28 protein-coding genes are annotated in these 26636 nt (G+C 73.5%); 11 read left to right on the top strand and 17 right to left on the bottom strand.

Annotation, left to right across the window (positions count from 1 at the left end; translation table 11 throughout):
• Nucleotides 1-41: 41 nt before the first annotated feature.
• Nucleotides 42-638 carry a YbhB/YbcL family Raf kinase inhibitor-like protein gene (locus BJY16_RS35770; protein ID WP_185043976.1) on the top strand — a complete coding sequence of 199 codons (597 nt, stop codon included), beginning with the start codon at nucleotides 42-44 and terminating at the stop codon, nucleotides 636-638.
• Here the strand turns inward: BJY16_RS35770 and BJY16_RS35765 are convergent.
• Both BJY16_RS35765 and BJY16_RS35760 read right to left on the bottom strand, forming a co-directional pair.
• Complete coding sequence (locus tag BJY16_RS35765; RefSeq protein ID WP_185043975.1) at nucleotides 622-1668, bottom strand: ATP-grasp domain-containing protein; 1047 nt, start codon at nucleotides 1666-1668, stop codon at nucleotides 622-624. The genes BJY16_RS35770 and BJY16_RS35765 overlap by 17 nt on opposite strands.
• A gap of 59 nt (nucleotides 1669-1727) precedes the next feature.
• Complete coding sequence (locus tag BJY16_RS35760) at nucleotides 1728-2306, bottom strand: TetR/AcrR family transcriptional regulator (RefSeq protein ID WP_185043974.1); 579 nt, start codon at nucleotides 2304-2306, stop codon at nucleotides 1728-1730.
• A 78-nt stretch (nucleotides 2307-2384) separates the two neighbouring features.
• Between BJY16_RS35760 and BJY16_RS35755 the strand changes: the two genes are divergently transcribed.
• The gene (locus BJY16_RS35755) at nucleotides 2385-3458 is read left to right on the top strand and encodes a lysylphosphatidylglycerol synthase transmembrane domain-containing protein (protein ID WP_185043973.1); all 1074 of its coding nucleotides are present in this window, start codon (nucleotides 2385-2387) and stop codon (nucleotides 3456-3458) included.
• A 227-nt stretch (nucleotides 3459-3685) separates the two neighbouring features.
• Here BJY16_RS35755 and BJY16_RS35750 read toward each other — a convergent pair whose 3' ends face one another.
• Nucleotides 3686-4765: a WYL domain-containing protein gene (locus BJY16_RS35750; protein ID WP_185043972.1), complete on the bottom strand. Its 1080-nt coding sequence runs from the start codon at nucleotides 4763-4765 to the stop codon at nucleotides 3686-3688.
• A gap of 53 nt (nucleotides 4766-4818) precedes the next feature.
• On the opposite strand from BJY16_RS35750, the gene BJY16_RS35745 reads away from it, so the two are divergent.
• Nucleotides 4819-5178, top strand: a complete 360-nt coding sequence (locus tag BJY16_RS35745) for a VOC family protein (RefSeq protein ID WP_185043971.1) — start codon at nucleotides 4819-4821, stop codon at nucleotides 5176-5178.
• 394 nt (nucleotides 5179-5572) lie between these two features.
• Here the strand turns inward: BJY16_RS35745 and BJY16_RS35740 are convergent, their stop codons facing one another.
• From BJY16_RS35740 to glsA, 8 genes are all read right to left on the bottom strand, one after another.
• Entirely contained in the window at nucleotides 5573-6304 is a 732-nt protein-coding gene (locus BJY16_RS35740) for a DUF7873 family protein (RefSeq protein WP_185043970.1), read from the bottom strand.
• Between the two features lie 156 nt (nucleotides 6305-6460).
• Nucleotides 6461-7036 carry a Clp protease N-terminal domain-containing protein gene (locus BJY16_RS35735; RefSeq protein ID WP_185043969.1) on the bottom strand — a complete coding sequence of 192 codons (576 nt, stop codon included), beginning with the start codon at nucleotides 7034-7036 and terminating at the stop codon, nucleotides 6461-6463.
• A gap of 95 nt (nucleotides 7037-7131) precedes the next feature.
• The gene (locus BJY16_RS35730; protein WP_239177782.1) at nucleotides 7132-8055 is read right to left on the bottom strand and encodes an LLM class flavin-dependent oxidoreductase; all 924 of its coding nucleotides are present in this window, start codon (nucleotides 8053-8055) and stop codon (nucleotides 7132-7134) included.
• On the bottom strand, nucleotides 8052-8774 hold the full coding sequence (locus BJY16_RS35725; RefSeq protein WP_185043968.1) for a hypothetical protein: 723 nt from the start codon (nucleotides 8772-8774) through the stop codon (nucleotides 8052-8054). The genes BJY16_RS35730 and BJY16_RS35725 overlap by 4 nt, the downstream gene beginning before the upstream one ends.
• A 47-nt stretch (nucleotides 8775-8821) precedes the next feature.
• Complete coding sequence (locus tag BJY16_RS35720) at nucleotides 8822-9907, bottom strand: alpha/beta fold hydrolase (RefSeq protein ID WP_185043967.1); 1086 nt, start codon at nucleotides 9905-9907, stop codon at nucleotides 8822-8824.
• Nucleotides 9908-9932: 25 nt separating this feature from the next.
• Nucleotides 9933-10715 carry an alpha/beta fold hydrolase gene (locus BJY16_RS35715; protein WP_185043966.1) on the bottom strand — a complete coding sequence of 261 codons (783 nt, stop codon included), beginning with the start codon at nucleotides 10713-10715 and terminating at the stop codon, nucleotides 9933-9935.
• A 72-nt stretch (nucleotides 10716-10787) separates the two neighbouring features.
• The gene (locus BJY16_RS35710; RefSeq protein ID WP_185046822.1) at nucleotides 10788-12389 is read right to left on the bottom strand and encodes a methyl-accepting chemotaxis protein; all 1602 of its coding nucleotides are present in this window, start codon (nucleotides 12387-12389) and stop codon (nucleotides 10788-10790) included.
• A 113-nt stretch (nucleotides 12390-12502) separates the two neighbouring features.
• Entirely contained in the window at nucleotides 12503-13498 is a 996-nt protein-coding gene (glsA, locus tag BJY16_RS35705) for a glutaminase A (RefSeq protein ID WP_185043965.1), read from the bottom strand.
• A gap of 94 nt (nucleotides 13499-13592) precedes the next feature.
• Between glsA and BJY16_RS35700 the strand changes: the two genes are divergently transcribed.
• Nucleotides 13593-14276 (top strand): hypothetical protein, encoded by a 684-nt coding sequence (locus BJY16_RS35700; protein WP_185043964.1) that lies wholly within the window; start codon nucleotides 13593-13595, stop codon nucleotides 14274-14276.
• Nucleotides 14277-14306: 30 nt separating this feature from the next.
• Here the strand turns inward: BJY16_RS35700 and BJY16_RS35695 are convergent, their stop codons facing one another.
• The gene (locus BJY16_RS35695; RefSeq protein WP_185043963.1) at nucleotides 14307-15395 is read right to left on the bottom strand and encodes a HEAT repeat domain-containing protein; all 1089 of its coding nucleotides are present in this window, start codon (nucleotides 15393-15395) and stop codon (nucleotides 14307-14309) included.
• Between the two features lie 101 nt (nucleotides 15396-15496).
• On the opposite strand from BJY16_RS35695, the gene BJY16_RS35690 reads away from it, so the two are divergent.
• A complete protein-coding gene (locus BJY16_RS35690; RefSeq protein ID WP_185043962.1) occupies nucleotides 15497-16498 on the top strand; it encodes a zinc-binding dehydrogenase in 1002 nt (333 codons plus the stop codon).
• 24 nt (nucleotides 16499-16522) lie between these two features.
• Nucleotides 16523-17017: a hypothetical protein gene (locus BJY16_RS35685; protein WP_185043961.1), complete on the top strand. Its 495-nt coding sequence runs from the start codon at nucleotides 16523-16525 to the stop codon at nucleotides 17015-17017.
• Here the strand turns inward: BJY16_RS35685 and BJY16_RS35680 are convergent.
• Nucleotides 17004-17615, bottom strand: a complete 612-nt coding sequence (locus BJY16_RS35680) for an NAD(P)-dependent oxidoreductase (RefSeq protein ID WP_185043960.1) — start codon at nucleotides 17613-17615, stop codon at nucleotides 17004-17006. The genes BJY16_RS35685 and BJY16_RS35680 overlap by 14 nt on opposite strands.
• Nucleotides 17616-17676: 61 nt before the next feature.
• On the opposite strand from BJY16_RS35680, the gene BJY16_RS35675 reads away from it, so the two are divergent.
• Entirely contained in the window at nucleotides 17677-18045 is a 369-nt protein-coding gene (locus BJY16_RS35675) for a winged helix-turn-helix transcriptional regulator (protein WP_185043959.1), read from the top strand.
• A 1-nt stretch (nucleotide 18046) separates the two neighbouring features.
• The gene (locus tag BJY16_RS35670; protein ID WP_185043958.1) at nucleotides 18047-18715 is read left to right on the top strand and encodes a nitroreductase; all 669 of its coding nucleotides are present in this window, start codon (nucleotides 18047-18049) and stop codon (nucleotides 18713-18715) included.
• A 183-nt stretch (nucleotides 18716-18898) separates the two neighbouring features.
• Here the strand turns inward: BJY16_RS35670 and BJY16_RS35665 are convergent, their stop codons facing one another.
• Nucleotides 18899-19540: a maleylpyruvate isomerase family mycothiol-dependent enzyme gene (locus BJY16_RS35665; protein ID WP_185043957.1), complete on the bottom strand. Its 642-nt coding sequence runs from the start codon at nucleotides 19538-19540 to the stop codon at nucleotides 18899-18901.
• A gap of 143 nt (nucleotides 19541-19683) precedes the next feature.
• Here BJY16_RS35665 and BJY16_RS35660 point away from each other — a divergent pair, with 143 nt between their 5' ends.
• The 3 genes from BJY16_RS35660 to BJY16_RS35650 all read left to right on the top strand — a co-directional run bounded on the left by BJY16_RS35660 (nucleotide 19684) and on the right by BJY16_RS35650 (nucleotide 21839).
• On the top strand, nucleotides 19684-20181 hold the full coding sequence (locus BJY16_RS35660; RefSeq protein ID WP_185043956.1) for a SigE family RNA polymerase sigma factor: 498 nt from the start codon (nucleotides 19684-19686) through the stop codon (nucleotides 20179-20181).
• Nucleotides 20178-20993, top strand: coding sequence for a hypothetical protein (locus tag BJY16_RS35655; protein WP_185043955.1), 816 nt, complete (start codon nucleotides 20178-20180; stop codon nucleotides 20991-20993). The genes BJY16_RS35660 and BJY16_RS35655 overlap by 4 nt, the downstream gene beginning before the upstream one ends.
• Before the next feature lie 321 nt (nucleotides 20994-21314).
• On the top strand, nucleotides 21315-21839 hold the full coding sequence (locus tag BJY16_RS35650) for an RICIN domain-containing protein (protein ID WP_185043954.1): 525 nt from the start codon (nucleotides 21315-21317) through the stop codon (nucleotides 21837-21839).
• A gap of 50 nt (nucleotides 21840-21889) precedes the next feature.
• Here BJY16_RS35650 and BJY16_RS35645 read toward each other — a convergent pair whose 3' ends face one another.
• From BJY16_RS35645 to BJY16_RS35635, 3 genes are all read right to left on the bottom strand, one after another.
• Entirely contained in the window at nucleotides 21890-23476 is a 1587-nt protein-coding gene (locus tag BJY16_RS35645; protein ID WP_239177780.1) for a methyl-accepting chemotaxis protein, read from the bottom strand.
• Nucleotides 23477-24326: 850 nt separating this feature from the next.
• Nucleotides 24327-26045: an MDR family MFS transporter gene (locus tag BJY16_RS35640; protein ID WP_185043952.1), complete on the bottom strand. Its 1719-nt coding sequence runs from the start codon at nucleotides 26043-26045 to the stop codon at nucleotides 24327-24329.
• Nucleotides 26042-26587 (bottom strand): MarR family winged helix-turn-helix transcriptional regulator, encoded by a 546-nt coding sequence (locus BJY16_RS35635; protein WP_185043951.1) that lies wholly within the window; start codon nucleotides 26585-26587, stop codon nucleotides 26042-26044. The genes BJY16_RS35640 and BJY16_RS35635 overlap by 4 nt, the downstream gene beginning before the upstream one ends.
• Nucleotides 26588-26636: the final 49 nt, after the last annotated feature.

The raw sequence follows: 26636 nt of genomic DNA, 5'->3' as shown, positions 1-26636 counted from the left end.
CGGCCTCCCCGCGCCCGGCCGGCGCGACGATCGTCGTCGCCATGATGCGAACGGCAGCAGCAATCGTCAGCGCCGCGGCCCTGGCCGCCGGCACCTTCGGCTACCACCACACCCCCCGGGGAAATGATGGCGGCTTCGGCTACCACCAGGTCCGGGACGGCATCCCGCAGAGCGCGGGACACTTCCGGGTCAGCAGTCCCGACGTGCGCACCCGGTTCCCGGCGGACGACCTCGCCAATGGCTTCGGTTGTACCGGCAGCAACGAGCAGCCCCGGCTGACCTGGTCCGGCGCGCCGGCCGGCACGCGGAGCCTCGCGGTCACCATGTACGACCCGGACGCCCCCACCGGCAGCGGCTTCTGGCACTGGCTGGCGTGGGACCTGCCGGCCACCAGCCGGAGCCTGGACCGCGCGGTCCCGGCGGGTGCGGTGGCGGGGACCAACGACGCCGGTCAGCTCGGGTACGTGGGCCCGTGCCCACCCGTCGGCGACGTCGCCCACCACTATGAGATCACCGTGTACGCCCTGGACGTGCCGACCTTGGGTCTGCCGGCCGCCACCCCGCCGGCGGCGACCATGTTCACGATGCGGGAGCACATCCTGGCGTACGGCCGGATGACCGTCACCGCGAAGCGCTGACCACCGCCTCGACCAGGGGCATCACCACCTGGTCGAGGAAACCCGGGCTCCGCCCGCCGGGCATCTTGTTCACCTCGCCGACGGCGGGCGGGACCGGGTCGACGACGGTGAACCCGGAGTCACCGGGGACGCTGCCCAGGATGTCCGCGCTGCCGTACCGGCAATGGGTCGCGGCCAGCGCGCCGATCGCCATCTCGCGGACCGCGACCGGCAGCGATCCGACCGCGACCGGGAGGGAGTCGCCGCCGTGCCGGCTGTTGGTCGGCGCGGCCAGGTCCGGCTGCACCCGCAGGGTGGCCTGCAGGATCCGTCCGTCCAGCACGGTCACCGCCAGGTCGGCCCGGTGCGGGCGCCCGCCCGGGTCGGCGAGCAGCCCGCGGATGTCCTCCTCGATCAGGCACAGTTCGCCGTCCGGGGTGCGCCGCAGCGCCTTGCGGACCGCGGGCACGGCGGGTTCGCCCGGGGACAGGTGGTGGACGCCGTGCCCGTGGGTGTCGTCCGGCGCCTTCACCCACACGTCCCCGCGGCTCACCGCCTGCCGCGCCGCCTCCGCGTCGTCGCGGGCGGTGACGACCGCGTGCCGGACGCCCGGTCCGACCAGCCGCCGCATCCGGTGCTTGAACATCGTGGCCAGCACCGACTCCCACGAGCCGGCCGGCGACCGCACCGGTGCCGCGGCGATCTGCCGGTAGAGTCCCTCGAACGCCAGCCGCCGTCCGATGTCCAGCGCCTCCGGCCAGACCGCGTCCACCCCGATCGCCTCGCCCGGGGACCGCGCCGCGCCGGTGATCCCGTCGACGCTGAGTCGCTCGACCAGCCCGGCGACGGTCCGGTGCCGGCCGGTCAGCGGGGGCAGGCGCACCGGTGCGGCGTCCCGGATCGCCGGCCCGTCCAGGCGGACCGCCCCGGAGGCGAACAGGTCGGCGTCGACCAGCAGCGGCGTGTGCCCGGCGCGGCGGATGCCGTGCAGCAGCAGGACCAGTTTGTCGCGCTCCGCCGAGTCCGGCATGCCCACTACGGCGACCCGCACCAGCCGGTTCTACCGCGCTCGGAATCGGTCCCGGGCCGCTTCGGCGGAGGTCCGCCCGATCAGGCCCGGACCAGGGCGGCGACCTTGCCGAAGGTCTCCGGCAGCGAGGTCTCCGGGTGCTCGGTCCAGTACTGCACGCTGGTCCGCAGCGCCGTCATGAAGCTCGCCGCGAAGACCCGCCCGCGCAGCTCCGCGTCCGCCCCGCCGACCCGCTCGGCGATCTCCGCGGCCAGCTCCCGCTCGATCGCCGTGTAGGCCGCGATCTGGTGCGCCAGATGGTTCGGGTCCTGGTAGAGCCGGCGCCGCTCGGACACCCAGGACATGTCGGTCTCCGCGGATGCCTCGCTCAGCAGCTCCAGGGCCGCGCCGGTGAGCACCGTCCACGGATCGCCGGCCGGCTGTTTGCGGATCGACTCGCAGAGCCGCTTCATCCGGTAGGCGTCGCGGTAGTAGAAGACCTCTTCCTTGTTCGCGAAGTAGTTCGTGAACGTGCGCCGGGAGACCCCGGCCGCCTCGGCGATGGCGTCGATCGTGACGTTGTCCGCGCCGCGCTCGGCGGCCAGCCGGACCGCCGCCTCGTGCAGCGCCATCCGGGTGGCCATCTTCTTGCGTTCACGCAGCCCGAGGTTCTCCTCCACACCGCAACCCTAATCCGCGTGATCCAATTCTCAAAGTGCAAACTTGCCCGATGTGCAATTTCGCGGCACCCTGATGAGGTGCGGAAGACCGGGGAGGGCGTGGGCCGGCGATGGCGGTGGCTGTCACGGTCCGCTGTGGTGCTGGCCGCCGCGGCCGCCGTCGTGCTCACGGTCCGCGGGCACCTCCCGGCGCCGGACGCCATCGGAGCCATTTTCGGTACGGCGGACTGGCGCTGGATCGCCGCCGCGCTGACCGCCCAGACGGTCTCCCAGGCGGCCTTCGCGATGCAGCAGCGCCGCCTGCTCCGCTCGGCCGGCGTCACCGTCGGCCCGGGCGCCGCCCTGGCGATCACCTGCAGCCGCTCGGCGATCAGCCTGGTGCTGCCGGCCGGCTCCGCGATGTCCGCCGCCTACGCCGTCCAGCAGTACCGCCGCCGCGGCGCCACCGGCACCACCGCGGCCACCGTCACCGCACTGTCGCTGCTCGCCTCGATCGCCGGGCTGCTCGTGGTCTGCGCCTGCGCGTTCGGCCCGGCCGCCGTCGCCGGCTGGTGGCACGCGGCGTCCTACGAGGCCGTGGCCGCCGCCGTGGTGGTGCTGTCCGCCCTGGTCACGGCGGTGCGTGCGCGGCCGCGTACGCCGAAGTCAGCCAACCCGGACCACTCGCGGCCGGTCCCCGGCCGGCCTCTCCTCACCCGTCTCCGGCGGGAAGCGGCGGCGGCCGTGGTCGCGGTCCGCTCGATCCGGCCCGGCGACGGCCTCGCGGCCCTGCTCTGGTCCGCGCTGAACTGGGCCGCCGACGCGTTCTGCCTGATCGCCGCCGCCCAGGCCTGCGGGCTGCCGGTCGGCTGGCGCACAGTCGGCGGCGCCTACCTGATCGCCCAGGTGGTCGGGCAGATCCCGCTCAGCCCCGGCGGCCTGGGTTTCGTCGAGGCCAGCCTGGTCACCGCGCTGAGCCTGGGCGCCGCCCCGGCCGTGGCGGCCGCCACCGTGCTCACCTACCGCCTCTTCTCCTGCTGGCTGATCCTCCCGGTCGGGCTGCTCACCTACCTGGGCCTGCGCCACACCCCGGCGGACCCGCCCGAGGCGCACCGGCGTGCGGCGTCGCCGAGCGACGGGGTCGCCCGGCCGGGCGCGATCGTCGCCGGCTGAGCGAGCAGCGGGATCAGATCTTCAGAGCACCCGGCGAGGGCGGCCGGATCGATCGAGAGCAGGGCCGCGACCTCGGTGGCGTGCGCGCGGTCCGGGAGGTCGTGGTCGTGCGGGTGCGCCGGGCCCTGGTCGGTGGGAGCCACGCCGAAGCCGTCGAGGGGGAGTGGGCGGGCGGCCGGCGTCCGGGAACCTGTCCATCGGCGCCCGGCCAGGTGGCGGCACGCGGTTCACACCGGTGGGTCGGGGCGGCGGGCACCGGTCGCGAGGCGGTCGGCGAGGGCGGCGACCAGGTCGCGCAGTTCCGGCGGGTGCTCGATGACGAAAGGGTGGCCGAGGGCGGCCAGCCGGGCGGGGATCCAGTCGAGGCGCTCGGCTCGGATCTCGATTCGGAGCCAGCCGGTGCCGTCCTCGTGGAGGACCGCGACGCTGGCCGGGAAGACCGCGCGGACCTGGTCGGCGGTGGCCTGGGCGCGGATCCGGACCGTGTGGCGGTAGGCGGCGGTGGCGAAACCCGTCAGCAGCCGAGCGGCGGGATCGAAATCGGCCGGCGGCACGAAGGTGCCGGGCAGGCCGCGCGCCTCGGAGATCCGGTCCAGGCGCAGCGTACGTTCCTCGCCGGCGGCCGTGTCGAGGCCGATCACATACCACCGGCCGGAGTGGACGACCAGGCCGTAAGGGTGCAGGATCCGCTCGCCGCGACCCGCGTAGGCGAGGCGGACCGGCTGGTGATCACGGACCGCGGCGGCCAACGGCAGCAGGACCGACCCGTCCGGCGCGGCCGCCCGCGCCCCCGTTCCGCGCGGTGCGTCCGGCTCGGCTCCGTGGGGTGCGACCGGCTCGGCTCCGCGCGGTGCGTCCGGCTCGGCTCCGCGCGGTGCGTCCGGCTCGGCTCCGCGCGGTGCGTCCGGCTCGGCTCCGCGCGGTGCGTCCGGCTCGGTGGTGGTCAGGGACGAGAACACGGCGTCGAGGCGCTGCGCCAGCCGCGCCGGCAGCACCCGCCGCAGCTTGGCCGCCGCGGTCTCGCTCGCCACCGCGCCTGCCTGGCTGGTCAGCCCGAGCAGGACGGCGAGGGCCTCGTCGTCGGTGAACATCAGCGGCGGCAGCCGATGACCGCGCGCCAGCCGGTAGCCGCCGTGCCGCCCGCGCACCGACTCCACCGGGATGTCCAGGTCGATCAGGTGCGCCGCATAGCGCCGGACGGTCCGCTCGTCGACGCCGAGCCGGGACGCCAGCTCGGCCACGGTCCGGATGCCGCCGGACTGCAGCAGTTCCAGCAGGGTCAGCACGCGAGCGGTCGGCCGGGTCACACCGCTCAAAATACCGGGCGGATCCTGTCCGGTATCCCGCCTAGCCTGCCCGCATGAACCTCATCTCCACCCGAGTCATCACCACCGACGTCGCCCGGCTGATCGGCTTCTACGAGGGCCTCACCGGCCTGTCCGCGACCCGGTACACCCCGGAGTTCGCCGAGATCGGCACCGGCGCGGCCCGGCTCGCGATCGCCGGCGCCGGCACCGTCCCGCCCTTCGTCGCGCCGGACGAGAAGATCCTGGAGTTCCTGGTGGCCGACGTCGACGCCGTCGAGCAGCGGGACGGCATGCTGATGCCGCCCACCACCATGCCGTGGGGCAACCGGTCGATGCTGCTGCGCGACCCGGACGGCACCCTGATCAACGTCTTCACCCCGGTCACCGAGGCCGCCCGGGCGCGGTTCCGGTAGACGTGGCGAGTCCCGGCGGAATGGCCATCCGCCGGGACTCCAGGTACCACTGAATTGCGCACACCAGCACGTTTAAGGGCGTGGATCATTCGTCAGGACACCGGGTTTTGCCTTTAAACTACCGCCACTCGGAGCGTGGCGGGCCGGAGTTGAACCGGCATCCGGTGTCGTCGTCCCCGCCCGGTCGATCTGGTGATCAGTGGAGAATGCTGACATTGGAGCGAGAATCTGAGTTTCAGGCCGGCTGCCTCTGCCGATTGGGCTACCTCCGCGCGGAGTGCGGAGGGCGGGATTCGAACCCGCACTGTCACCGGCGTCATCAGCTTCAGCTTCAGCTGTCAGCTTTCGCGCCTTTTCTGTGGCGCACCCCCGCGCTCCCACGGGGGAGTCCGTGTCATCCGAAGAGATAACCGAAGACGGCCGCACCCACCCGCTGGTCGGTCGCCTCGGTGTTGTTCGCCTCCTCACGCGCGAACTTGACCGCGGTCTGCAGCGCGATCACCCGGTCCAGGATCTCGTTGACCCGTTTGGCCGGCAGCGCCCCGGAGAACTTCACGGTCGTCCAGTAACCGACCGTCACGTCCTCGTAGTACACCTCGACCTGCGCCGGGTGCTTCTCGGTGGCCTCGGCCTTCACGTGGTTGCGCGGCACCTTCTTGGTGCGGTTGGTGCGCACCGGCTCGGTCCGCCAGCTGTCCGTGGAATCGTCGCGCACCCAGCTCTCGGCGGCGTCCAGCACCGGCAGCTTCTTCACGAAGGTGTGCAGGTCGACGAGCTGCTTCTCGAGGAACAGCAGATAGGTCACCGGCACCTGAGCGGCGATGGTCCGCCCGTCGACGATCACGTCGGCGCGGGCCACGCAGTTCGTCCAGTCCTTCGTCGCGGTCACGTCGAAGAGCCGGGTCAGCGTGGCCGCCACGTCCCGCAGGATCTCCTCGGCCTTGATCTGCACCCGGGTCGACTCGGCGGGCAGCTGCTCGCCCTCCTCGTCCTTCGGCTGATAGGTCCGCGAGATGCCGGCGAGCGGGGCGGTTTTCTGCACCGCGTGGTGTGCGTCGCTCAGATCGGCGAACGCCTTGCTCTTGACGCCCTTCTCCACGGCGATGATCTGATTGAGTTTGGGCACGGTGTTCCCCTTTCCGCCGGGAACCCTAACAGCCGGACGTCAATCTCCCGACCCGTTTTCCGTCGCCTTTCCGCGCTCCGCCGACAACCCTCCGGCCGGCGCGAGATCGCCGCGCCAGAGGCCGGCCCCCTTTCCGGTACGCCCGGAGCGCCGCCCTCACGGATCGATCCCGTGCGCCCGGAGCAGCGCGGTCAGCCGCCGCACCTCGCCCCGCAACCGTTCCAGCTCGGCGGCCGCGGTCTCGGTCCGGCGCGGCCGCAGCTCGGCCAGATCCCGGATCTCCGGAGGTGGGGTGACCACCATCCGCGGCCCGCCGCCGTAGGACCGCAGCACCCGGTCGAGCGCGTCCCGGATCCGCTCCGGCGTGCCGCCGAACTCGGCGAGCACGGTGTTGCCGACCACCGCCACGCCCAGCAGCAGATGCTCAGCGCCCAGGTAGTCGCTGTCCAGCAGATCGGCCTCGGCGGTGGCGGCGAGCAGCACCCCGGACAGGTCCGACCCGGCCGGCAGCCGGCCGCGCAGCACCTCGTCGAGCCGGCGGCGCACCCGGTCGACCGGCACGTCGAGCGCCTCCAGGATCAGCACCGGCATGATCCCGGCGGTGCGGTCGACGTCGAGCAGCGCGAACAGGTAGTGCTCGGACCGCGCCTCCGGATGGCCGCGTGAGGCCGCCTCCTGCCCGGCGCGGTCCGCGACTCGGCGGGCTAGGCCAGTCCACTCTGGATGCGGCATAGCACCCGGTCTAGCACAAGACCGGCCGGCAGGCACGGCGGCGAGCCCGGTGCGGACGGTTCGGCACGTTCCGGCGCCCCGCCGCCCAGGCACCGTCAGCGCGCGCCCGGCGCCGCGGCCCGGATGGTGGCCTCGATCCGCGGCCAGGGCAGGCCCGGTGGCACCACGACCACGGTGACGTCGGCCAAGGCGTCCCAGTCGGCGAGCCGCTCCCGCACCTCCTTCTCCGGGCCGTACGCGGTGAACTCGTCGAGCAGCGCCGCCGGTACTTGCCGCGTCGCCCGCACGGTGTCCACCTCGCCGGCCAGACCCTGCGAGGCGACCAGCCGCGGATAGATGTCACCCATCGCCGACAGGTAGGTCGCGGTGCACGCCGCGACCGCCGCGCGGGCCGTGGCGACATCCGGGTCGGCCACCGCGAACGGCCCGGCCGCCACGGTCACCGGCCGGTCCGGCGCGAACGAGCGGATCCGGTCGCGCCGCAGGTAGAGCGGGAACCATCCGTCGGCCAGCTCCTCGGCGATCCGGATCGTCCGCGGCCCGCTGGCGGCGAGCCAGATCGGCAGCTCCGGCGCCGGCGGCTGGCCGAGCCGCAACGGGCGCGCCCCGGCCGAGGCGGAAAGGGCGGCGCGCTCGCCGTTCAGCAGGGCGCGGACCCGGGTGGTGACCTCGCGCAGCCGGGCGGCCGGCCCCGCGTAGCGCACGTCGTGCCAGCCCTCGACCAGTTGCGGGCTGCTCGCGCCCAGCCCGAGCACGAACCGGCCGCCGGACAGCTGGTGCAGGGTCGCGGCGGTCATCGCGAGCGAGGCCGGGGTGCGGCTCCACACCGACAGCACGCCGGCGACCAGGGTGATCCGCCGAGTCCGGGTGGCCAGCTCGGCCAGCAGCACCGACGCGTCCAGCCCCCAGCCCTCGGCCACCGAGAACAGCTCGAAACCCAGCTCGTCGGCGAGTGCCGCGGCCCGCACGATCACGTCGCGCCGGATCTCCATCGGGGTGAACCCGATCCCCCGCCTCACGCCGCCACCCCGGCGGCCTCGGCCGGGACGGCCGCGCCGGAGAGCCGGATCCAGGTCTGCCGGGCGGCGCCCCGCAGCACGCCGTCCCGGGAGAACAGGGCGGAGCCGGCGATCAGCTTGCGTCCCTCGGCCGCCTCCAGCCAGCCGACCACGATGTAGGCGGACTGCGGGACCAGCGGGGCGGCCAGCCGGGCGGCCATCCGGCCGAGCACCGCCGGCCCGGTGACCCGCCCGAAGTGCGCCGCCGCCCAGCCGCCCGGACAGTCCAGCGCGGCCCACAGCAGCGGCGGCCGGACCTGCTCCGGATGCCAGACCGCGGCGACCAGGTCACGCCCCGGGACCGGACCGGGGAAGATCCGCAAGGCCGCGGCATCGGTGCGGGCCGTCCCACACCCGACACAGCCGGGGTACGGGTGAGCCCGGAACCCCGGGAACGCCACGCCCGCGCCGAGCGCCTCGGCGTACGTGGGCGGCTCCGGCGTACCGAAATCGATCCGGGTCGTGACGCCCTCCGCGAGCAGCTCGCTGCCGTCGTACAGGGAAAGGGTCTGATCCTGCGGGGTCAGCCGCAACCGGGTGCCCAGCGGAACCGGGCGGCGCAGCGTGATCTCCACGTCGGACGGCAGGTGGGCGGCGAGGATGCCGCAGGCGTAACCGCCGTGCGCGGACCCGGGCGGCCCCTCGAAAGCGGGGTCGATGACGATGTCGTAATCAGGCATGCGCCGACGCTAGGCGCGCCCGGCGGAGGCCGAATCGGCTGTCTTACCTAGGCGTTTTCCCGGGCCCAGACGGCGATCTGCGCGCGGGCGCGGACGCCGAGCTTGGTGCGGACGTGCTCGACGTGCGCGTCCACGGTCCGCGCCGAGACGCCCAGCCGGCGGCCGATCTCCGCGTTGGTGAGCCCGTCCGCGATCAGATCGGCCACCTGGAACTCGCGCGCGGTCAGCGGCACCCGGGCCGGCCGCTGCCCGACCGGCGGCGAGACCGGCCTCTCCGCGACCGGCGGCGGGACCGGCGGCGATGGACTCGGCGGCGGGATCGGCGTGGCGGGCACGCCCAGGAACTCGGCGATCGCCGCGGCGCCGGCCTCCGGATGCTCCGCGTAGATCGGCTGCATCCGCCCGTCCAGGGCGGCCAGCTCGGCGCCCGGGATCAGCGCGGCCAGCTCGCGGCCCAGCTCGAAGCGCACCGCCCGGCTGCCCCGGCGGTGCGCGACCAGCGTCGGCACCCGCACCTCGGGCAGCACCTCGGTCACGTCGAACCGGTAGAACATCTCCAGCAGCGCCGCCGCCGTCTCCGCCGTCGCGGCGGCCCGCTGCATCCGGGCGAACATCGCGCTGAGCTCGGCGGACGCGTCCGGCAGCCAGATGTCGGCGAGCACCCGGGAACCGAGCCCCCAGTGCGCCCGGACCATGCCGAGGACCGACCGCCGGACGTCCTCCGGGGCCAGGTCACTGCCGCGGGCGCAGGTGCCGTAAAGGATCAGCGAGGTCAGCGTGCCCGGATGGGTGGCCGCGAAGGCCGCCGCGACCTGCCCGCTCTCGCACGTGCCGAAGAGCGCGAACCGGTCCAGCCCGAGGTGCGCGGTCAGCGCCTTCAGCGTGGCCAGCTCGAACTCCAGGCTGAAGTCGGTGCGCTCCCGGTCGGACAGCCCGCAGCCGATCCGGTCGAAGCGGATCACCGTACGGTGCCGGGCGAGCGCCTCGACGAACCGGCAGTGCTCGGCGGACTCGCCCATCAGGCCCAGGTGCGAGACCCAGCCGGGTAGGCACAGCAGGGGCGGCCCGCTGCCGGTCACCGCGTAGGCGACCCGGCCGGCGGGCGTGGCGGCGAACCGGACCACCTGCCTCACCCGCCCAGCATGGCACAAGGAACGGTCAGCGGAGGAAGGCGGCGAGGTGGGCGGCGACCGTGTCCGGGGCGTTCAGGTCCGGGGCGTTGTGGTCGAGTTCCGGGATGATCTCGTAGCGGGCCCCCGGGATCAGCCCGGCCAGGCGGGGCAGCACGCCGGTCAGGTAGGCCGGGGACTGGCCGGCGCCGAGCAGCAGGGTCGGGCAGGCGATGGCGGCGTAGCGGCTGCCGTCCGAGTCGAGCCGGACCACCTCGCCGACCTCGCGGGGCGTGGTCGCCATCATCGCCCTGGTGTCGGCGCTGTCCGAGCCGTGCAGCAGCATGTAGGCGAGCGCGCGGAAGACGAACGCCGGCGCGTTGCCGAGCGGGGTCAGCCCGGTCTCCTTGAGAAACACGGTCATCGCGGCGGTGTGCCGGCCCTGCTCCACCAGCCGGGTGAAGGCGGGCAGCCAGCCGGCCGGGAACGAGCCGCCGATGCTGACGCCCGGGTCGAAGACGACCAGCCCGGCCGGCGGCTGCCGCAGCGCCGCGTGCAGCGCGATCAGCCCGCCGTAACTGTGCCCGAACAGCCACCGGGAGCCGGTCGCCGCCAGCACCGCCAGGACGTCGTCGGCCTCCCGGTCGATGCTGTAGTCCGCGCCCTGCGGGGCGCTCGCGCCGCGGCCGCGCCGGTCGATCACGGTCACCCGGTAGTCGTCCTGCAGCAGCTCGGCGAGTTTCGTGTAGTGGTGTGCCCGCCGGTTGTTGCCCGGCACCACCACCAGGCCGGGTCCGTCGCCGAAGCGGAGCACGTCGACTGCTGAGTCCATGCCCGCAGCCTGCCCCGGCGCCCTGTCACGCGGCTGGCGCGCCGCTGGCATCCGGGGCGCGCCGGCGGACGGTCAGTACCGGAAGCTGGTCACCAGGGCGCTGAGCTCATTGGACATCCGGGCCAGGTCGCCGGTGGCCTGCTGGGCCTGCGTCACGCCCTCGCTGGTGAGCCGGGCGGCTTCGGCCACCCCGGTGATGTTCCGGGCGATCTCCCCGGTGCCGGCGGCGGCGTCGGTGACGCTGCGGCTCATCTCCCCGGTGGTCGCGGTCTGCTCCTCGACCGCCGAGGCGATGGTGGTCTGGAAGTCGCTGATCCGGGCGATCACGTGGGTGATCTCCTCGATCGCGGCGACCGCGCCGGTGGTGTCGGTCTGGATGGACTCCACCCGGCGGGAGATGTCCTCGGTGGCCCGGGCGGTCTCCTGGGCCAGATCCTTGACCTCGGAAGCGACCACCGCGAAGCCCTTGCCGAGCTCGCCCGCGCGGGCCGCCTCGATGGTGGCGTTCAGGGCGAGCAGGTTGGTCTGCTCGGCGATCGCGGTGATCGTCTTGACCACGTTGCCGATCTCGGCGGAGGACTGGCCGAGCTTCGCCATCGTCTCGGCGGTCGCGGCCGTGATGGTGACCGCCTGTCCGGCGACCTGGGCCGCCTCACTCGCGTTGATCGAGATCTCGCGGATCGCCGCCCCCATCTCCTCACTGCCGGCCGAGACGCTGTCGACGCTGCGGGAGATCTCCTCGGTGGCGCCGGCCACCGTCTGCGCCTGCGCTGAGGTCCGCTCGGCCGACTCGGCGATCTGCTGGGCGGTGCCGGACAGCTGCTCGGACGCGGCGGCCAGCGAGCTCGCCGAGTCGTCGATGGTGGCGACCGTCTGCCGGAGGCGGCTCATCGCCTCGTCCAGCGACTGGCCCATCTCGCCGGGCTCGTCGCGGGTGCGCAGTCCGGTGGTCCGGGTCAGGTCGCCTTTCGCCAGGCCGGAGCAGACCTCCTTGACCTTGATCAGCGACTGGACGATCCGCTGCGCCACCCAGTAGCCGACCAGGAAGGCGAGCAGCCCGCCGACCGCCATCGCGAGCAGGGCCGTGGTCCGGCCGGTGTGGTAGACCGAGGTCGCCGAGGCCGCGTTCTTGGCGGCGTCCGCCGTCTCGGTGGCGGTCATGGTGTCGACCTGTTTCCTGATCGCGGTGACCAAGGGGGTCGCCTCGGTGTCCCGCACCCGCTGCCATCCAGCGATGTCGTTGGCCTTGCCGAGCACCAGCAGCTTGTCCTGAGCGACCTGCACATAGCCGTCCCAGCTGGTCTGCAGGGCATCGATCGTCTCCGGATCGGTGGCCGGGTTGCTGGCGCGGTAGGCGGTCATCGCGGTGCTGAAAGCCTTCAGGTCGGCGGTGAAGGCGTCGCCGAACTTGGCGATGTTCTGCGGGTCCTGCGAGATCGCCTGGTTGGCGACGTCGATCCGGGCCTGCCGGACCGCCGCGTCCAGCTGCGCGACGGCGTTCAGGCTGGCCACGTTGCTGCGGTAGATCAGCTGCGCGGAATCGTTGGCGCTGCCCAGGGCGCGCAACCCGGCGATGCCGACCGCGACCGCGGCGAGGATCCCGATGCTCACGGCGACGAGCACTTTGATCTTGACACTGAGGTCGGCGAAGCCGCGACGGCTCCGGGACGGCATGGCAGCGGAAACCGGAAGCGTGGTCATCGCGATCCTCCGAGCGGCCGACGGTCGGGGGTCGAGTATCGCACCCGGCAGGCCGGCCGGAGGAGAATTCGAGCTGCTCAGGACGGTCAGGCGGCGGGCGCGCGACCTTTGTCCGGTTCCGAGGCGAACAGGGTCAGGCCGAGCCGCCGGGACAGGAACCGGGCGGCCAGCTGCCCGCGGACGCTGTTGCCGAACCCGTCGAGCCGCGGGGCGAAGGCGGCCAGCGCGCCCTTGCCCGGCGAGACCACCACGATCCCGCCGCCGATCCCGCTCTTGCCGGGCACCCCGACGTCGTAGAGCCAGTCGCCGGACGTCTCGTACAGCCCGGCGGTGGCCATCACGGCGAGGGTGAAGTGGCAGATCTCCCGGTCCACCACCTGCTCGCCGGTGGCCGGGTGGACGCCGCCGTTGGCCAGCGTGGCGCCCATCGTGGCCAGCTCGGTCGCGGTGACCCGCAGACAGCTCTGCCGGGTGTAGAGGTCGACCGCGTCGACCGGGTCGCAGCCCAGGATGTGGTAGGTCTGCAGCAGGTCGGCGAGGGCCCGGTTGCGGTGGTTGGTGGCCGAGGCGGAGGCGAAGACGTCGTCGTCGACCGCCAGGTCGTGCCCGGCGAACCGGGACAGGCCCGCGTGCAGGAACGCCCACTTCGCCGCGGCCGTCGCGCCGGGCGCCAGGCTGGCGGTGGCGATCGCGCCCGGATTGACCATCGGGTTGGTCCGGCCGTCCGGTCCGCGCTCCACCGCGGCGAGCGAGTTGAACGGCAGCCCGGTGGCGTTCACCCCGAGCCGGCGGCGCAGCGCCTGCGGCCCGAGCGTCTGGCAGACCAGCGCGAACACGAACGGTTTCGCCACGCTCATGATGGTGAACCCGTGATCGGCGTCGCCGACCGGGTGCACCCCGCCCCGGGTGCCGGCCGCGCAGAGCCCGAACAGGTCCGGTGGCACCCGGGCCAGTGCCGGGTACACGTGCGAGGGTTCCCCGCCGGCCTCGTCCCGGAACAGCCGGAACGCTTCGTCGAGCGCGAGCCGGACCTGCGCCGGGGAGGGCAGCGAGCCTGTCGAGACGTACTCCTGGAGGGTCATCGCGGCCAGGCTAGGACGCCGCCGGTCCCGCGGGCCTCGTCCGCCGCGGATGATCGGCCGGGGCCGGTTGTGCCGCCGGGGCAGCATGGTCGACATGCGTCGATGGTTTCTACCGGCTGCCGTCGGTGGCGTGGTGGCGTGGACCGTGCTGGTGACGCCGCTGAGTATCGCGATCGGGGAGTACTTCGCCTACTACGACCCGCAGTCCGACCCGGAACGGCTGCAGTACCACCGCGACCTGGCGGCGCACGTCTACACCGCCGGGCACTGGGCCGGGCAGCTGGTCGCGGCGCTCGCCGGGGCCTGGCTGGTGGTCCGCGCGGGCGGGTACCACCGGGCCGTGGTGCTCCACGCGGCCCTGACCGGCGGGCTGCTCGCGCTGGTCACCGGCACGGTCGCGGTGGCCGCCGGGGCGGGCCGGATGCTCGAGCACGGGTACCCGAGCGTGGCCCCGGATCCGACCATGCTCACCGAGCCTGCGGTGCTCGGGTGCCTGGTGGCGAGCCTGGTGTGCTTCCCGCTGTGGGCGCTGCTCGGCGCGGCGATCGCCGGCCTGACCCGCCGGCGCCCGCTGCTGGTGGTCGTCGCCACCGTCCTCTGCCAGCCGGCCACGGTCCTGCTCACGGTGGGGCTGGCCGCCCCGCCGTCCAGCCACCCGCTGGCGGTGTCGCTGATCGCCTCCGACGGCCGGGCCGCCCTGGCGATGCCGGCGATCCTGCTGCTCTGGACCGCGGCGCTGACCGCTGCGGCCACCGCCGCGAACCGCCGCCGGCGCTGACGGTGGCGTCTGCTGCTGCGCCCGCTCCGCCTACACCGCGACCAGGGCGCGCAACTGCTCGCGTTCGGCGGGCAGTCCCGCGGCGTCCAGCCAGATGATCGGGTTGGCGATGGCGCCCCAGCACTCGTCGTTGTCCACGAGCGCGGCGAGGAAACGTCGCTGGGCCGGCGAGAACGGGCCGCCCCGGGCGCCGGCGAACGCTCGGGCCAGCAGCGGCCCCCAGTCCGAGTCGACCGTGTAGGCGTTGGTCATCCGGGCGACCGCGACCGCGGCGTCGGCCACCTCGTCGAAGGTCGTGGTACGCCGCAGCAACGCTTGGAGCAGGAAGAACCGGACCTGCCCGTCGAGCTGCGCCGGCCGGTTCTCGCCGGAGCCGAACCACGCGTCGGCGGCGCGCGGGTCGCGCAGCGCCGCCTGGATCTCGGCGAGTGCGGCCGGCGAGTCGTCGAGCGCCGGGGTCATCGCGGCGCAGCCCCGGACCGCGGGGTGCTCGTCGGCGAGCAGCGCCATCGGCGGGATCCCCCAGCTGCCGAGGTTCAGCGCCACGGCCGCGCGGCCGGCCGGGTCCAGCAGCCCCACCGACCGCATCAAGCGGCCGGCCGTCGGGCCGCGACGGTCCGCCAGCTCCGGTGCCGCGAGCAGCGGGGTGACCGCACCGACCGCGGCCTGGCGTACCGAGGCATCGGTGTCGTCGAGGAACGGCTCGACCGCGGCGAAGACGTCCGTCCGGATGGCGCGGCATGCCGCGAAGGCCGCCAGCTCATCGTCGTCCAGCTCGCCGTCCCAGGCCGCCGAGTCGGCCACCGCGCCGAGCCACTCCAGCAACGCGGCCCGCACCGGGCGCGACCGCGAGTCCCACGGCAGGGCACTCGCGCAGCGCACCGAGGTCCGCGGATCGGCCAGGATGGCCGCCACGAACTCGGCGGCCGGCGCCGTCGCCGAGTAGACCGAACCCTGATGCAGCACCGCCGAGTGGAGGTACGCCAGCGCGTCGCCACACCGCTCCGGGTCCTCGCTGAGCAGGTGCAGCAGCCGGCCCGGCGTGTCCGAGGCGGCGGCGTACGCGTGCTCCCGAGCGTCCCAGTCGGTCTCTTCGATGATCTCCCGTGGCGACCGCATCCCCGGATGATCCACGGCGCGCGCGGTCGATACAACGCGCGATCCACGCTTCTCGTGGTAGGCCTGTGGGGACCGGGTGCCGAAAGGTGGAGGAAACGGAAATGCTCGCTGGCCGTCTGAACGTGTCGACCGGGAAGTTCGCCGTCGAGGAGGTGGACGAGCCGCACGCCGGGCCCGGGCAGGTCCGGATCGCGGTGCGGGCGGCCGGGGTGTGCCTCTCCGACGTGCACCTGATCCAGGGCATGCTGAAGCCGCTGCACCTCGACGGGGACAGCGTCACCCTCGGGCACGAGACCGCCGGGGTGATCGACGAGGTCGGCCCGGGCGTGACCGGGCTGACCGTGGGGGAGCGGGTGCTGCTGCAGGCCGGGGAGCTGGCCGGCCCGACCGTGCTGACCCGGGGAGTCGACTACGACGGCGGCTGGGCGCAGTTCGCGGTCGCCACCGCCGGGACCGTGGTGCCGATCCCGGACACCCTCTCGTTCGAGCAGGCCTGCTTCATCCCGGACGCGGTCTCCACCCCGTGGGCGGCGATCACCACCACCGCCGCGGTGCAACCGGCCCGGGCGGTCGGGGTGTGGGGTGTCGGCGGGCTCGGCGCGCACGCCGTGCAGCTGCTCCGGGTGATCGGGGCGGCGCCGATCATCGCGGTCGACCCGCTGCCCGGCGCCCGGGAGCGGGCCCTGCAGTTCGGCGCCGACCTGGCCCTGGACCCGGGCGACCCGGAGTTCGGCTCGCTGGTCGCCGAGGCCACCGGCGGGGTGGGGCTGGCTCACGCGTTCGACTTCGCCGGGGTCGGCGCGGTCCGCTCGCAGGCCGCCCGGACCCTGTCCAAGGGCGGCCGGCTCACCCTGGTCGGGCTCACCGACCAGCCGCTGACCATTCCGGACGGCACCCGGTTCAGCTATCTGGAGCAGGAGATCCGCGGCCACTACGGCTCCGGGCCGGAGCACGTGCTGGAGCTGCTGTCGCTGGTCGCGCTGAACCGGGTGGAGTTCTCCCGGTCGGTGAGCGGGACCGTGCCGCTGGCCCAGGCCGCCGACGCGGTGCGCCAACTGGACGAGAAGCAGGGGAATCCGATCCGGTTGATCCTCGTGCCGTGACCGGGAATAAGCGACCATGAATCGGTGAGCAAAACCAGGTCGATCGGCTGCTACGGTGCGCCGCCGCCGGATCAACCCGATCCGGGGCGGGAGATCTGGGCGTACGACGGCGCCCTCGCGATCCTGCTCGGTCAGCTCCTGCGCGACGTCGAGGGCATCCCGCCCGAGCATCGCCCCGGCTGGTGGGACGCCCACGTGGAGGAGGTGCGCACCCAGGCGATGGTCAGCGATCTCTTCTTCGACGTCGCGCTCGGGCTGGAGCAGGCGCAGCGGGAGGAGTTCGCCGAGCTGCTCGACGACACCGCCGCCCGGCTGCTGGAGCGGGCGCCGCGCACCCCGGGCCAGGCTGACGACTGGCACCTGGTCTTCCGGGGCGATCACGCGTACGACGTCGGGCCGGTCGCCGAGCTGGGCCAGGCGCTCGCCACGCTGCTCCGGGGCCGGCTGCCGGAGCCGCCGCCCGGCACCCTGTGGCTGTACGGGGCGCCGGGCGGACGGACGACGATCAGCCCTCGCTGACGATGGCCGCCCGCGTGCGGTGCAGCGTCGGCTTCTCGATCTCGTCGATCACGGCGAGCGCCAGGTCGGCGTACGAGAGACTGCCCTCCTCGGCGGCCTCGCCGCCCAGCCGATAGCGGCCGGTGCTGGGGTTGTCCAGGGACAGTGAGGCCGGCGGGGTGAGCATGACCCAGTCCGCGCCGGACGCGCGGAGCCGGTGCAGCCCGGCGGTGTGCGCGTCGCCGAAGGCGCGGAACTGCTCGGGCAACGGGCCGGCGCCGTCCAAGTTGCTGAAGAGTCCGATCGCGACCACCCGCGGCACGCCCGAGCCGGTGAGCGCGTCGGCCGCCTTGACGAAGTGGTCCGGGTCGAGCCCGCCGCGGGCGAGCTGGTCCGGGCCGGAGAACGGGCTGACGGCGTTCACCGCGGCGTGGTGGCCGGAAACGATCGCGGCGACCGCGGCCGGGTCGGTCACGTCGCCGGGCACCGCGCCGGGCAGGTCGGGGTGGCGGGCGGGATCCCGGACGACGGGGACGACGGTGAGGCCGCGGCTCTGCGCCTCCGCGACGATGGCGCGGCCGGCCCGGCCACCCGCGCCGAAGACAACGATGCTGGTCATGGCGGCAGCGTAGGGGCGACACCGCCGGTTACCGCAACGAAACCGGCGTTACGCTCGCACGATGACGGCCAGCCTCAGCCCGGACATGTTCGATGCCGCCTGCCCGACGACCGTGATGCCGTTCCAGATCGGTGACAAGTGGACCGCGATGGTGGTGCTCTGCCTGGAGGGCGGTCCGCGCCGCTTCACCGAGCTGCGCGTCCCGCTCCGCCGGGTCACCCCGAAGGTGCTCGCCGAGACGTTGCGGTCGATGGAGCGGGACGGATTGATCGTCCGGTTCGCGTACGACGAGAACCCGCCCCGCGTCGAGTACTCCCTGACCCCGCTCGGCCGCAGCCTGCTCACCCTGGTCGCGGCCGCCCGCACCTGGTGCAGCGAGCATCTCGACGAGTTGCTCGAGGCCCGCGCCGCGTTCGCCGCCCGCCCGTGACGTGGACGTCTACGAGGCGGTGCGGACCCGGCGCGCGGTGCGGGCGTTCCGCGACGAGCCGGTGCCCCGGGCGGTGCTGGACCGGGTGCTGACCGCGGCGGCCCGGGCGCCGTCGAGCGGCAACCTCCAGCCGTGGCACGTCTTCGTGGTGTCCGGCGACCCGCTGGCCGGGCTGAAACGGCGGGCGACGGCCCGGGCCGTGGCCGGCGACCCGGGCGACGAGCGGGACTATCCGATGTACCCGGACGAGCTGGTTCCGCCCTACCGGGACCGGTTCACCGCCGCCGCCGTCCAGCGGTACGCGGCGCTGGGCATCGACCGCGACGATCCGGACCGCCCGGCGCGGATAGCCGCCCTGAACACGGCCGCCTTCGGGGCGCCCGTCGTCCTGTTCTGCTACGTCGACCGCTCGATGGGTCCCGGCCAGTGGGCCGACGCGGGCATGTACCTGCAGACGGTGATGCTGCTGCTCCGCGCCGAAGGGTTGCACAGCTGCCCGCAGGTGATGTGGACGATGTACCGCGAGACGGTCCGCGAGGTGACGGGTGCGGGTGACAGTCTGTCTCTGGTGTGCGGCGTCTCGGTGGGCTTCGAGGCGGAGGGCGCCCCGCAGGTGCACACCGCCCGGGCGCCGATGACCGAAACGGTGCACTTCATCGGTCCGGCCTAGACCCACGGGAGGCGGCCGGTCGCGGCCCGCCCGGTGCTGCTTCGGGTACGCCGGCGACAGCCGGCCTCGGATGACGCGGTCACCGGCCGGTCAGCGGCGCAGGGCTGCCGCTCACCGGCCGGTCAGCGGTGCAGGGCTGCCGCTCACCGGCCGGTCAGCGGCGCAGGGCCGCCGACCGGCCGGTCAGCGGCGCAGGGCCGCCGTGAGGGCGGGCACGCCGGGGCCGGACAGCTCGCCGAGGGCGACCGGGCGGCCCGCGCAGGTCAGCAGCAGGGCGCGCATCGGGCCGTGGACCTGCGGGCCGGTGCCGTGCGACCAGGCGATGTCGGTGGCGGACAGGTGGAAGCCGGTCACCCGGCGCTTCGACGGCAGCGGGGGTGGCCAGCGCATCGTGAACAGGCGGGTGGCGGAGACGGCGGCCGCCTCGGCGGGCAGGTCGTGCGGCAGGCCGAGCGGGACGGCGATGTCCTGGGCGTGGATCAGGATGTCGCTGAGCGTCTCCACGTGGGTCACCCCGAGGGTGGGGCGGTGCGATCCGGCCAGGTCGCGGATCTCGGCGATCAGCTGGCCGGTGCTGCGGGCCGCGGCGCGGCGGCGGGCCATGTGCGCGATCGTGCGGTCCATGCTGCCGCGCCAGTGGGCCATCGTGGACAGCAGGTCGGCGAGGCCGAGCTGCTGCAGGGTGAGATGGGCGGCGACGTCGCGGACCGTCCAGCCGGCGCAGAGCGACGGGTGCCGCCACTGCTCGTCGGTGAGCTTGTCCAGCAGCAGGGCGAGCGACCGGCGCTGCTCGTCGATCACCTGCCAGACGGCTTGCTCGTCCATGCTGTGCCTCCCCGGGGATGCCGGTGGTGCTGTCGAGCAGTCGCCTCAGACTACGTCCGTAGTGAAATCAACTACAAGTGTTGTAGCAACCTCGGACAGGGGAGTCTCCGTCGTGCGGGGAGAGGGTCAGGAGGGGAGATGGTGTGGACAGGTCCGAGGAGGACGAGTTCCGGGCGTTCGTGGTGGCGCGGATGGAGCGCTGGCGCCGGGCGGCCTACCTGATGTGCCACGACTGGCACCTGGCCGACGACCTGGTGTCGACGGTGGTGGGCAGGCTGTACCGGCACTGGCGGCGGGTCGCCGCGGCGGACAACCCGGATGCGTACGCCCAGCGCGTGCTCACCACGGCCTGGATCGACGAGCGTCGCCGGCCGTGGCGGCGCGAGCACCCGGCCGAGGCGCTGCCCGAGCGCGGCTGGACACCGCCGGACCGGGTGGGCGATCAGGAGCAGCTGGTGCGGCTGCTCGCGCAGCTCGGCCGGCGGCAGCGTGCCGTGGTGGTGCTGCGGTTCTACTTCGACCGGTCGGTCGAGGAGACGGCGGAGCTGCTCGGCATCTCCACCGGCACGGTCAAGAGTCAGTCGGCGCGGGCGCTGGAGATGCTGCGCGCGCTCTCGTACGAGGTGGAGGCCCCACGATGAGTCAGGAACTGCTCGACCGGCTGATCGGCGCCGCCCCGCCGTCCACCGTCGACGTCGAGGCGGTGATCACCCGGACCCGCCGCCGGCAGCGGGTGCTCCGGGCGGCGGCGAGCGGATCGGTCGCCGTGGCGGTGCTCGTCGCGACGCTGGTCGGGGTGGGCCTCGCCGGGCGGCGGGAGCCGGTCCCGGTCGCCCAGCAGCCGGTGCCGCCCGCCGCCTCCAGCCCCGCGTCCACCCCCTCGGCCGGCGTCCCGGCCGACAACGTCGAGAACGACACGGCGGGCGGCCGGCAGCGCACCCTCGACCGGCTGCGCACCGCGGTGGAGCGGGCGACCGCGGCGCACGCCCCCGGGACGGCGTGGATCTACATGCCCGACGCGCGGGGGGAGAAGCGGACCCCGGACGGGCATCTGCGGATGTGGACGACCAAGGATCCGTGGTCCTTCGAGGGGCGCTCCGGGATCACCGGCGGCGGGCGCAAGGGCGGGTTCTACGTGTCGCTGCGCCCGGCCGGGTGTGCGGGCGGGCAGTCCTGCTCGCCGCTGTACGAGTGCGACGGGACCGTGCCGGCCTGCGAGAAGACGACGACCAGCGGCGGGCTGACCCTGGTCCACTACGTCGACGAGCCGGGGAACGGCTGGCTCTTCTACGGGGTCGACGTGCTGCTGCCGGGCGGTGACCACGCGTTGCGGATGACCGCGGTCAACTACTTCGGCGGCGACGGGAGCCCGCCGAGCGCCACGATGCCGGTGCTCAGCCGCGACCAGCTCGACGCGATCGCCGTCGACGTCGCCGGGGAGTTCACCGGGTAGGCATCGCGGGGCGGGGCTCCGGGCGTACCGTGAACCGGTCTTGATCTTGGTGGGTGGCCGGGTGCTCGTCGGGAACCGGCTCGAACCGCGGACCGGGGCGTGGTGGCGGCGACCCTGCCACCCGGCGTCACCGGCGTGCTGTCCCGCCCGGGCAGCCGGACCGGAAGATAGGTGACGGCCGCTCGCTAAGTCGGTGACTCTACCGATCCGGACACCGCCGGTCCGCACCTACGGTCGAGGGCGTTCAAGACTCTCGGAGAGGTTGTGAGATCTGTGGTGGTACCTGGACGGAACGCATTTCGCCTGGTGATGGTGCTGCTGTTGGCATCCTTCGGGCTGCTCGTGGCCGCCGGCGGCGTCCGCGCGCAGCCCGGCACCGGGCCGGCCACGCTCACCGGCGAACTGCACCCGATCAAGAATGTCGGCAACGGACTGTGCCTGCAACCGGAGGACGGGCCCGACGCCGACCCCCGGATCCTCCAGATGACCTGCACCGGCAAGCCGAACCAGGCGTGGACGACGCTCGGCAGCGGCACCGGCCGGTACTGGTTCGTCAACGCCGCCGGAGGCCGGTGCGTCTCGGTGGGCGACATCCCGATCAACCACGGGATCGTGGTCGCCGGCAACTGCTCGCTCAGCGACGGCAGCGGGCGCACACCCAGCAACGCCCAGTGGGTGCCGTCCGGCAGCCTGCCCGGCAGCGTCGCGCTGCGGAGCTGGGTGGGGCGGACCACCACGGCCTTCTGCCTCGACGTGCCCGGCGGGTCCGGGGCGCCCGGCACGGCGGTGCAGCTCTACACCTGCAACGGGACGCCGGCGCAGCGATGGACGGTCGGCGCCGGCTGACCGTCACCTTCCGGTAGCGGTCGCTTCGGTGCTCTTCGCTGCGGTCGGTCTCAGTAGCGGAAGGCGCCGACCAGGCCGGTGAGGTCGGTGGCCATCGCGGTCAGGCCGGTGGCGGCCTCCTGGGTGGACTTGGCCGCCTCCGCGGTGGACGAGGCCACCTCGGCGACGCCGGACACCGTCCGGGCGACGTCGGCGCTGCTGGTCGCGGCCTCGGCGACCGAACGGCTCATCTCGGCGGTGGTGGCGGTCTGCTCCTCCACCGCCGAGGCGATCGTGGTGGTGTAGTCGCCGACCCGCCCGATCACCTCGCTGATCTCGCCGATCGCCTGGCCCGCGGTGCTGCTGGAAGCCTGGATCGCGGCGATCCGGGCGGTGATCTCGTCGGTCGCCTTGGCGGTCTGCTGGGCCAGGTCCTTCACCTCGCCGGCCACCACCGCGAAGCCCTTGCCCAGCTCACCGGCCCGGGCCGCCTCGATGGTCGCGTTCAGCGCCAGCAGGTTGGTCTGCTCCGCGATCGTGGTGATCAGCCGGACCACGTCACCGATCTCGGCGCTGGCCAGGCCCAGCTCGGCCACCTGGGCGGTGGTCCGCTGGGCGACCGAGGTGCCCTGCTGCGACACCTCGGCGGCCTGCGCCGCGCTGGACGCGATCTCGGCGATCGACGCGCTCATCTCCTCGGCCCCGGCCGCGATCGTCTGCACCCCAGTGTTGATCTCCTCGGAGGCGGCCATCGCGGTGTTCGCGCGCTCGGCGGCCTCGGCCGCGCCGGACTGCAACTGCAGGCTGATCGTGGACAGCTCGTCGGACGCCGACGACAGGGTGACCGCGACCTGCCCCATCCGGTCCACGCTCTGCCGGACCGACGCGATCCCGGTGTCCAGCTCGGTGGCCATCCGGCCCAGCTCGTCCCGGCCGGTGACCGCCGCGGCGACGGTCAGGTCCCCGGCCGCGAGGGCTCGGCTGACCCGTCCCACCGCGCTCAGCGTGCCCATGATCCCGCGGATCACCAGCGTCGCGAGAGCCAGCGCGACCGCCACCCCGACCACCAAGACCACGATCATTTGGGTACGGGCGTCGCGGTACGCGGCGGCCGTCTCCGCCCGTTTCTCCTCGGCCACCCGGGTCTCGATCGTGACCAGCTCGTTGAGCGCGGTCTCGGCGGCTGTCAGCGCCGGTCCCGCGGTCGCGTCCCGGACCTTCTCGAACCCGCGCAGGTTGCCGGCCGCGGCCAGCGGCACCAGCTGCTCGTCGCGGGTCTTGCGCAGGTCGGCGAGCGCGGTGCGGAACCGCTCGACGGCCGCCTCCCGCCCGGTCATGTCGGTGGCCGTGTAGTCCCCGAAGGCCCGGTCGGCCTCCGCGTCCGCGTTCGCGATCGTCTGCTTGTCCTTGGCCACCGCGGACGGGTCCTGGCTGACCAGGATATTGATCAGGGCGGCCCAGGACCGCTGCACGCCCTGGCCGGTCGCGCTGAGCTGCGCGATCGGGACCAGGTTCTGGCTGTACAGGTATTCGGCGGCGTCCGCGGTCGCGTTCAACCGGACCAGGCCGAGCACGCCGACCGCCACCGCGGCCAGGGCGGCGGCCGCCACCGCGGTATACAGCTTTACCCGCACCGACAGGTCGTTCAACCAGCCCACCAGGCTCACCCCCACGCTCCCGGCCGGCGGCGGCAACACCGTCGTAACCGCCCGCATCCGGGATCCACTGCCCCTATCGGCAGCTTCGCGGCGACCCTGATCCTCACCGCTCCATCTGCGTAAAGATGGATATTTCGGGTGGCGACCGGCCGTGGTAGCGGCGAGCTTTCGTCGATCTGGCCTGGTTGTGTGCAGTCCGGCCCACCCACCGTCGGGTCCCCGTCCAGTCCCCGCCCTCCCAGGGGGCCTCCCCGAAGACAGTGTGGCGCGGAAGTGGCATCTCGCGGGGTTGGGCTGTGGACAACGCGCTGATGTGGATGACGCGCTCCTGGGCTGCGGACCTCCCGCTGCGAGCGCGGTCGCGCGGTAAGCCGGCTTGCAGGAGCGGGCGGGGTCGTCGGTCGGCGTGCGCGCTGCCGGGCGAAGCGCGGGCTGAGCGGAATGAACCGGAAACGTGGTGGATGGGCGGAATGGACCGGAAACGTAATGGCTGGGCGAATAGACCGGGAACGCGAAGGCTGGTCGGAAATGACAGGGAGGCCCGTTCCAGCGCGCCGGCTGTGTCGGCCGGGTGTGTGGCGCGCCGGAACGGGCGTCGAGGGAGGTCAGCGGGCCGGGGTTGGCGGCTGGCCTCGGGCTGAGCGTCGGGGGAGGTCAGCGGGCCGGGGTTGGCGGCTGGCCTCGGGCTGAGCGTCGAGGGAGGTCAGCGGGCTGGGTTTGCGGCTGACCTCGGGCTGGGCGGGACGGGAGGCCAGCGTGCTGAGGTGGGCGGCTGGCCGGGGCTGGGCGGGGTGGGAGGTCAGCGTGCTGGGGCTGGGCGGGGTGGGCGGCAGCCCATGACCTGGGCGGGTCACCGGCGGGTGGTGGTGCCGTCTTCCTCGCGCGGGCTGGTGACCTGGTGACCCTCCCCGGGCCGGACCTGGTGACCCTCTCCGGGCTGGCGGGGCTCGCGCGGGAGCGCCACCTGGTCGATCGGCGGGGCGCCGTCGATGGCGTCGGCGGCTACCGCGGCGGCTTTCACCTCGGCGGGGAGGTCGAGGCTGTCGCGGAGCATGACCGGGCGCATGGCGATCGCGGCCAGGATGCCGGCCACGCCGATGATGGCGGAGAGCAGGAAGATGTGGCCGGTGGCGTCGCCGTAGGCGGCTCGGATGATGTGCACGATCGGCTCGGGCAGGGCGCTCAGGTTGAGCGTGCTGCCGCCGCTGCTGCCGGAGGCGGGGACGCCGGCCGCGGCCAGGTCGTGGGTGATCTGGTCGGTGACCCGCCGGGCCAGGACGGCGCCGAGGACCGAGACGCCGATGGTGCCGCCGAGCGAGCGGAAGAACGCGACCGTGGAGCTGGCCGCGCCGATGTCCTTGAGTGCCACGGTGTTCTGCACGGCCAGGACCAGGTTCTGCATCGACATGCCGACGCCCGCGCCGACCAGGAACATGCCGACGCCGACGAACCACAGGGCGGTCGCGTGGTCGATGGTGCTGAGCAGCGCGAACCCGGCGACCAGCACGACCGCGCCGGCGATGATGTACGGCTTGATCCGGCCGGTCCTGGTGATCATGCGGCCGCTGATCACCGAGGTGAGCAGCACGCCGGCCATCATCGGGATGGTGAGCAGGCCGGCCTCGGTCGGGCTGTAGCCGCGGCCGATCTGGAAGTACTGCCCGAGGAAGACCGCGCCGCCGAACATCGCCATGCCGACCGCGAGGCTGGCCAGGATGGCGAGGGCGGTGTTGCGCTCCCGGACGATCGGCAGCGGGACGATCGGCTCGGCCGCCTTCGCCTCGACCAGCACGGCGAGGCCGAGCAGCAGGATCGTGCCGCCGACCATGGCGTACGTCTGCCAGGAGAGCCAGGCGAACGTGTCGTCGACGAACGAGATCCAGATCAGCAGCAGGCTGACCCCGGCCGCGATCAGCGTCGCACCCAGGTAGTCGATCTTCACGTTGGCCCGGCGGGCGGTCGGCAGCTTGAGCGTGACCTGCAGCAGGACTAGGGCGATCACGGCGACCGGGACGCCGACGAAGAAGCACCAGCGCCAGCCGAGCCACGAGGTGTCCACGATCAGGCCGCCGAGCAGCGGGCCGCCGACGGTGGCCAGGGCCATCACGCCGCCGAGGTAGCCGTTGTAGCGGCCACGCTCGCGGGGCGGGATCATCGCCGCGATGGCCACCTGGACCAGCGCCTGCAGGCCGCCGACGCCGATGCCCTGGAAGGCCCGGGCGGCGATCAGCTCACCGGCGTTCTGCGCGGCGCCGGCCACCATCGAGCCGATCACGAAGATCACGATGGAGATCTGGATCAGCAGCTTCTTGTTGAACAGGTCGGCGAGCTTGCCCCAGATCGGGGTGGTGGCCGTCGCGGTCAGCAGGGTGGCGGTGACCACCCAGGTGTACTGGGTCTGCGACCCGTCCAGCGCGCCGATGATCTTCGGCAGGGCGGTGGAGACCACCGTGCTGCTGAGCATCGCGACGAAGAGCACCAGCAGCAGGCCGGAGAGTGCCTCCAGGGTCTGCCGATGGGACTTCGCCTCGCTGTCCGCGGCAGCCGCCGGTGTGCTCGGTGCGCTCATGCCGCCCCCTCCGCTTCGCTCCGGCGTCGCCATGAGTTCTGTACTGAGCTGACCGATGCGCTCGCGAGTTCGCTCACTGGCGCGACCTCCGTGGTTTCGTGGGTTCCGAGGGTGGTGGCGAGAGCGGCGATGAACCGGCCGAGCCCCTGGTCGAGGGTGCTGATCTCGTCGGGGCTCCAGCCGTCCATCGCCTGGGCCAGCAACTGGCCGTACCACTGAAACGCCTCGTCGAGCGCGGCCCGCCCGGCCGCCGTGACCACCAGGAACGTCGCGCGCCCGTCGTGCGGGTCGGCCTCCCGGGCCAGCAGGCCCTGGGTGACCAGGGCGGCGACCGCCCGGCTGACGGTGGACGGGTCGAGGCCGGCCTGGGCTGCCAGGTCGCGCGACCGGCAGCCGGTGGGCAGCCGGTCGATCTCGGCGAGCAGTCCGAGCAGGCCGATGGGTATGGCCGGCTGGGCCGCTGACCGGTGCTGCTTGATCAGGCGGATGACCTTCAGCAGATCGTGCAGGCGCAGGCCGATCTCGGGCGGGGCGCCGTACATGGCAGAGACCTCTCGGGGCGGTTCAGTGCTTGCTACAGCCAAGTATCGA

Origin of the sequence: Actinoplanes octamycinicus (genome assembly GCF_014205225.1) — a bacterium.
GTDB classification, from domain to species: domain Bacteria; phylum Actinomycetota; class Actinomycetes; order Mycobacteriales; family Micromonosporaceae; genus Actinoplanes; species Actinoplanes octamycinicus.
Note: the sequence above shows the minus strand (reverse complement) of the source record. Positions and strands in the feature narration are given on the sequence as shown.

Excerpts from the sequence above, each read along its gene's own strand:
- BJY16_RS35770 (WP_185043976.1), top strand. The coding sequence starts at position 42 with ATGATGCGAACGGCAGCAGCAATCGTCAGCGCCGCGGCCCTGGCCGCC.
- BJY16_RS35745 (WP_185043971.1), top strand. The coding sequence starts at position 4,819 with ATGAACCTCATCTCCACCCGAGTCATCACCACCGACGTCGCCCGGCTG.
- BJY16_RS35735 (WP_185043969.1), bottom strand. The coding sequence starts at position 7,036 with ATGCCGCATCCAGAGTGGACTGGCCTAGCCCGCCGAGTCGCGGACCGC.
- BJY16_RS35725 (WP_185043968.1), bottom strand. The coding sequence starts at position 8,774 with ATGCCTGATTACGACATCGTCATCGACCCCGCTTTCGAGGGGCCGCCC.
- BJY16_RS35715 (WP_185043966.1), bottom strand. The coding sequence starts at position 10,715 with ATGGACTCAGCAGTCGACGTGCTCCGCTTCGGCGACGGACCCGGCCTG.
- BJY16_RS35710 (WP_185046822.1), bottom strand. The coding sequence starts at position 12,389 with ATGCCGTCCCGGAGCCGTCGCGGCTTCGCCGACCTCAGTGTCAAGATC.
- glsA (WP_185043965.1), bottom strand. The coding sequence starts at position 13,498 with ATGACCCTCCAGGAGTACGTCTCGACAGGCTCGCTGCCCTCCCCGGCG.
- BJY16_RS35700 (WP_185043964.1), top strand. The coding sequence starts at position 13,593 with ATGCGTCGATGGTTTCTACCGGCTGCCGTCGGTGGCGTGGTGGCGTGG.
- BJY16_RS35695 (WP_185043963.1), bottom strand. The coding sequence starts at position 15,395 with ATGCGGTCGCCACGGGAGATCATCGAAGAGACCGACTGGGACGCTCGG.
- BJY16_RS35690 (WP_185043962.1), top strand. The coding sequence starts at position 15,497 with ATGCTCGCTGGCCGTCTGAACGTGTCGACCGGGAAGTTCGCCGTCGAG.
- BJY16_RS35680 (WP_185043960.1), bottom strand. The coding sequence starts at position 17,615 with ATGACCAGCATCGTTGTCTTCGGCGCGGGTGGCCGGGCCGGCCGCGCC.
- BJY16_RS35675 (WP_185043959.1), top strand. The coding sequence starts at position 17,677 with ATGACGGCCAGCCTCAGCCCGGACATGTTCGATGCCGCCTGCCCGACG.
- BJY16_RS35665 (WP_185043957.1), bottom strand. The coding sequence starts at position 19,540 with ATGGACGAGCAAGCCGTCTGGCAGGTGATCGACGAGCAGCGCCGGTCG.
- BJY16_RS35655 (WP_185043955.1), top strand. The coding sequence starts at position 20,178 with ATGAGTCAGGAACTGCTCGACCGGCTGATCGGCGCCGCCCCGCCGTCC.
- BJY16_RS35640 (WP_185043952.1), bottom strand. The coding sequence starts at position 26,045 with ATGAGCGCACCGAGCACACCGGCGGCTGCCGCGGACAGCGAGGCGAAG.
- BJY16_RS35635 (WP_185043951.1), bottom strand. The coding sequence starts at position 26,587 with ATGTACGGCGCCCCGCCCGAGATCGGCCTGCGCCTGCACGATCTGCTG.